Source organism: Mesorhizobium sp. M7A.F.Ca.CA.002.05.1.1, from assembly GCF_003998335.1.
Taxonomy (GTDB): Bacteria; Pseudomonadota; Alphaproteobacteria; order Rhizobiales; family Rhizobiaceae; genus Mesorhizobium.
On the sequence record NZ_RZQI01000400.1, the window covers coordinates 1 to 5,216 of the forward strand.

6 protein-coding genes and 1 pseudogene are annotated in these 5,216 nt (G+C 62.9%); 6 read left to right on the forward strand and 1 reads right to left on the reverse strand.

Annotated elements, in window-relative coordinates; genetic code table 11:
* Positions 1 to 587: M48 family metallopeptidase (locus EN939_RS19835; protein ID WP_164751093.1), on the forward strand; the 587-nt coding region annotated here is incomplete at its 5' end.
* A gap of 5 nt (positions 588 to 592) precedes the next feature.
* On the opposite strand, the gene EN939_RS19840 is transcribed toward EN939_RS19835, so the two are convergent.
* The gene (locus EN939_RS19840) at positions 593 to 811 is read right to left on the reverse strand and encodes a hypothetical protein (RefSeq protein WP_127269343.1); all 219 of its coding nucleotides are present in this window, start codon (positions 809 to 811) and stop codon (positions 593 to 595) included.
* Positions 812 to 923: 112 nt separating this feature from the next.
* On the opposite strand from EN939_RS19840, the gene EN939_RS19845 reads away from it, so the two are divergent.
* From EN939_RS19845 to EN939_RS19865, 5 genes and pseudogenes are all read left to right on the forward strand, one after another.
* The gene (locus EN939_RS19845) at positions 924 to 1,583 is read left to right on the forward strand and encodes a phosphoribosylanthranilate isomerase (RefSeq protein ID WP_127269344.1); all 660 of its coding nucleotides are present in this window, start codon (positions 924 to 926) and stop codon (positions 1,581 to 1,583) included.
* Between the two features lie 92 nt (positions 1,584 to 1,675).
* On the forward strand, positions 1,676 to 2,896 hold the full coding sequence (gene trpB, locus EN939_RS19850; protein WP_127269345.1) for a tryptophan synthase subunit beta: 1,221 nt from the start codon (positions 1,676 to 1,678) through the stop codon (positions 2,894 to 2,896).
* Positions 2,897 to 2,959: 63 nt separating this feature from the next.
* Entirely contained in the window at positions 2,960 to 3,799 is an 840-nt protein-coding gene (gene trpA, locus EN939_RS19855; RefSeq protein WP_127269346.1) for a tryptophan synthase subunit alpha, read from the forward strand.
* Between the two features lie 45 nt (positions 3,800 to 3,844).
* Complete coding sequence (gene accD / locus EN939_RS19860; RefSeq protein ID WP_013528321.1) at positions 3,845 to 4,771, forward strand: acetyl-CoA carboxylase, carboxyltransferase subunit beta; 927 nt, start codon at positions 3,845 to 3,847, stop codon at positions 4,769 to 4,771.
* Positions 4,772 to 4,890: 119 nt separating this feature from the next.
* Positions 4,891 to 5,216, forward strand: a pseudogene (locus EN939_RS19865) (bifunctional folylpolyglutamate synthase/dihydrofolate synthase); the annotation flags it as partial.

Sequence of the window (5,216 nt, forward strand, 5' to 3'; positions counted from 1 at the left end):
CGCCAGGCCTGCGCCGCGGCGAAGTGGACAGGTTCCTCGAGCGGCACCAGGACTGGCTGGAGCAGCGACTGGCCAAGGTGCCGACGCGGCCGCAGGTGCGGCCCGGCATCAGGATCCCGCTGCGCGGCGTGCCGCACCGCATCGTCCATGAACCGTCAAAGCGCGGCACCGTCACCGTGTCGCGCGACGAACGTGGTCCGCTCTTGATCGTGCATGGCGACCGCATACATCTGCCGCGCCGCCTCGCCGATTTCCTCAAGCGCGAGGCCAAGAAGGAAATCGAGAAGCTGGTGGCCAAACACACCGAGGCGCTCGGCAAGCGCGCCAAGGCTATCCGCTTCAAGGACACATCAAGCCGCTGGGGGTCATGCACCTCCGAAGGCAATCTGTCCTTTTCCTGGCGCATCATGATGGCGCCGTCGCCGGTCATCAACTACCTCGTCGCGCATGAAGTGGCGCATCTCAAGGAGATGAACCACGGTCCGAAATTCTGGAAATTGTGCGAAAAGCTCTGCCCCGACACCGATCGCTGCAAGGACTGGCTGAAGCGCAATGGCGGTGCGCTGCAGGCGATCATGTTCGAGTAGATCGCTCAGTCGTCGTTGGCGGCGTTCAAGTCCTCAGGCCGTAGCCCCTCATCGCCATGATGCGGCCACGGCAGGAAATTGCCGTCGAATTCATCGCTGCCAAAATAGTCGAGCGCGCGGTGCGCCTCGGCGCCGTCGAAGGCGGCCTTGTCGATCAGGTGCGCGATGACCTCGCGCGCCTGCGCGATCTTCTGCCTGAGTTCGGCAATTGTCCTGTCGGTCATGGTCATGCTCCCGCAGTGTGTCCTGTTCATCCATAGGTAGCGCCTTTGGCCGCGCCGGCAAACAGCATGCTTTTTCTCGACTCTTTTCGCTTTTCATGCCAATTCCCGCGCCATGGCACTCGACATCAAGATCTGCGGCTTGAAGACCGACGCGGCAATGGCCGCGGCGCTGGCCGGCGGCGCCAGCCATGTCGGGTTTATCTTCTTCGCCAAAAGCCCACGCTATGTCGAACCCGCCGAGGCTGGCCGCCTGCGCGAGGCGGCGCGCGGCAAGGCGATGGCGGTTGCTGTCATCGTCGATGCCAGCGACGCTTTCCTGGATGAAATCCTTGCCCAAATGCAGCCCGACATGCTGCAACTGCATGGCGCGGAAACGCCCGAGCGCGTCGCCGAGGTCAAAGCCCGTTATGGTTTGCCGGTGATGAAGGCGCTGCCGCTCAGCGAGGCTGCCGATCTCGAACGGATAAAGCCATTCATCGGCATATCAGACCGGTTCCTGTTCGACGCCAAGCCGCCGAAAGGCTCAGAACTGCCGGGCGGCAATGGTGTTGCCTTCGACTGGCGCATTCTTGTCGGCCTTGACGGCGGCGTCGATTACATGCTTTCCGGTGGGCTCAACGCCGCCAATATCGGCGATGCCCTTCGGCTTGCCGACCCGCCCGGAATAGACATTTCCTCAGGCGTGGAAAGCGCACCGGGCGTCAAGGATCCGGCGCTGATCGAACAGTTTTTCCGGGCCGTCAGGACCGCGCGGAACACCCGCGCAGCCTAGTAGTGCCTTAAACCAGAGCATGTCCCGGAAAAGTGGGAACCGGTTTTCCGACAAGGACATGCTTCATAAGTCAAGATGCCAGGAGATCGGCGATGAACAAGCCGGCGACACCCAATTCCTTCCGCACCGGACCCGATGAACAGGGCATGTTCGGCATTTTCGGCGGTCGTTTCGTTGCCGAAACGCTGATGCCGCTGATCCTCGATCTGGAGCAGCACTGGAACGAGGTCAAGAACGATGCGAATTTCAGGGCCGAGCTGACTGACCTGTCGACCCATTATGCCGGGCGACCCTCGAAGCTCTATTTCGCCGAAGGCCTCACGAAGCATCTCGGCGGCGCAAAGGTCTATTTCAAGCGCGAGGATTTGAACCACACCGGTTCGCACAAGATCAACAACTGCCTCGGCCAGATCCTGCTGGCCAAGCGCATGGGCAAGAAGCGCATCATCGCCGAGACCGGCGCCGGCCAGCATGGCGTGGCATCGGCCACGGTCGCGGCCCGCTTCGGCTTCCCCTGCGTCGTCTATATGGGCGCCACCGACGTCGCCCGGCAAAGCCCCAATGTCTTCCGCATGAAGCTGCTCGGCGCCGAAGTGCGCCCGGTGACCGCTGGTCACGGCACGCTGAAGGACGCCATGAACGAGGCGTTGCGCGACTGGGTGACCAATGTCGAGGACACCTATTACCTGATCGGCACCGCCGCCGGCCCGCATCCCTATCCGGAGCTGGTGCGCGACTTCCAGTCGGTAATCGGCACCGAAGCGCGGGCGCAGATCCTAGAGCAGGAAGGCCGACTGCCGGACACCATCATCGCCGCTGTCGGCGGTGGTTCGAACGCCATCGGCCTGTTCCATCCCTTCCTCGACGACAAAGAGGTCCGCATCATCGGCATCGAGGCCGGCGGACGCGGCCTTGACGGCATCGAGCATTGCGCCTCGATGAATGCCGGCGCGCCGGGCGTGCTGCATGGCAACCGCACCTATCTCCTGCAGAACGCCGACGGACAGATCATGGACGGCCATTCTATCTCGGCCGGTCTCGATTATCCCGGCGTCGGCCCCGAGCATTCCTGGCTGCGCGATTCAGGCCGCGTCGAATACGTGCCGATCCTCGACGACGAGGCGCTCGAGGCCTTCAAGCTGACGACGCGCGTCGAAGGCATCATCCCGGCGCTGGAATCCGCGCATGCCATTGCGCATGCGGTGAAGATCGTGCCCGCCATGGACAAGGACCAGATCGTCATCGTCAACCTGTCCGGCCGTGGCGACAAGGACGTGCATACGGTGGCCTCGATGCTGGGTATGGAGATCTAGGCCCCTTTGGACAGTTTCGATTTGGGAGTTGATTATGAGCAAAATTCGTCCAAAGGGCCAGACATGGTGACCCGCATCGACCGCCGCATGGCAAAACTGAAAGCCGAAGGCCGCCCGGCGCTCGTCACCTATTTCATGGGCGGCGACCCTGACTACGACACCTCCTTGTCGATTATGAAGGCACTGCCCAAGGCCGGCGCCGACATCATCGAGCTCGGCATGCCGTTTTCCGACCCGATGGCCGACGGCCCGGCGATCCAGGCGGCGGGCCTGCGGGCGCTGAAGGGCGGCCAGACGCTGGTCAAGACGCTGAAGATGGCGGCCGACTTCCGGACCAGTGACAATGAAACGCCGATCGTGCTGATGGGCTACTACAATCCGATCTACATCTATGGCGTCGACCGCTTCCTCAAGGACGCGATCGCCAGCGGCATTGACGGGCTGATCGTCGTCGACCTGCCGCCCGAGATGGACGAGGAACTGTGCATTCCGGCGCTCAAGGCCGGCATCAATTTCATCCGGCTGGCGACACCGACGACCGACGACAAGCGCCTGCCGAAAGTGCTGCAGAACACGTCGGGCTTCGTCTACTATGTGTCGATGACCGGCATCACCGGCTCGGCGCTGGCCGACACCGGCAAGGTGGCGGCGGCGGTCAAGCGCATCAAGGGCCACACCGACCTGCCGGTCTGCGTCGGCTTCGGCGTCAAGACCGCCGAGCAGGCCCGGGTGATCGGCGCCAATGCCGACGGTGTCGTCGTCGGCACCGCGATCGTCAATGCGGTTGCCAATGTGCTGGGACCGAAGGGCGAAAAGACCGCCGATCCGGCCGAAGCCGTCGCCACGCTGGTCAGCGGCCTTGCGCAAGGCGTGCGTTCGGCCCGCCTTGCTGCTGCCGAATAGTTCTCCTACCTCTTCCCAATCCTCGTCAGGACAGGAGCCGAAGCGATGAACTGGATCACCAATTACGTTCGCCCGAAGATCAATTCGATGCTCGGCCGGCGCACCGACATGCCCGAGAACCTCTGGATCAAGGATCCGGAGACCGGCGAGATGGTGTTCCACAAGGACCTGGAATCCAACCAGTTCGTCATTCCGTCGTCCGGCCATCACATGAAGATCTCGGCCAAGGAGCGGCTGAAATTCTTCTTCGATGGCGGCAAATACGAGACCCTGGACAACCCCAAGGTGATGCAGGATCCGCTGAAATTCCGCGACGAGAAGCGCTATGTCGACCGGTTGAAGGACGCCAAGGCCAAGACCGGCCTTGAGGACGCGATCATCAATGCGCTGGGCACCGTCGAGGGTCTGCCGGTGGTGGTCACGGTGCAGGATTTCGCCTTCATGGGCGGCTCGCTCGGCATGGCCGCTGGCGACGCCATCGTGCATGGCTTCGAAGTGGCCCTGCAGCGCAAGCGGCCGCTGATCCTGTTCGCCGCTTCCGGCGGCGCGCGCATGCAGGAAGGTATTTTGTCCCTGATGCAATTGCCGCGGACAACGGTTGGTGTCGACCGGCTGAAGGAAGCCGGCCTGCCCTACATCGTCGTTTTGACCAACCCGACCACGGGCGGCGTGACCGCCTCCTATGCCATGCTGGGCGACGTGCACATTGCCGAGCCCGGCGCGCTGATCGGCTTTGCCGGACCGCGCGTCATCGAACAGACGATCCGCGAGAAATTGCCCGACGGCTTCCAGCGCTCCGAATATCTGATGGAGCACGGCATGGTCGACATGGTCGTATCCAGGCTGGAAATGCGTGAAACGATCGCGCGCCTGCTCAAGATGCTGCTCAAGCTGCCGGAAGAGCAAAAAACGCTGGAGCCGGAAATCCTGCCGCCGGCGGTGGTCGCCGCGGAAGCTCGGCCGCAAGCCTGAAGCGACACGAAGCGCCGCGACCGCGATTGCACGGGTGCTTCGGCGCGCTGTAGCTTTTGATTGCCATAGCCATCCGAAACCGATTCTGGTTTTCACGGCTCATGCGCTAGGATTCTGCCATGACGACGCTTGCCGCCGACCGCGAAATCGAAGCCCTGATGGCGCTTCATCCGAAAGGCTTCGACCTTTCGCTCGACCGCATTTCGCGGCTGCTGGAGCGGCTTGACGATCCGCAGGATCGGCTGCCACCGGTCATCCACATCGCCGGCACCAACGGCAAAGGCTCGTGCGCCGCCTTTTCGCGCGCCCTGCTCGAGGCAGCGGACTACCGCGTCCATGTTCACACCTCGCCGCATCTGGTCAACTGGTATGAGCGTTACCGGCTGGCCGCCGATGGCGGCGGCAGGCTGGTCGAGGACAGGGTTTTCGCCGATGCTATTGCCCG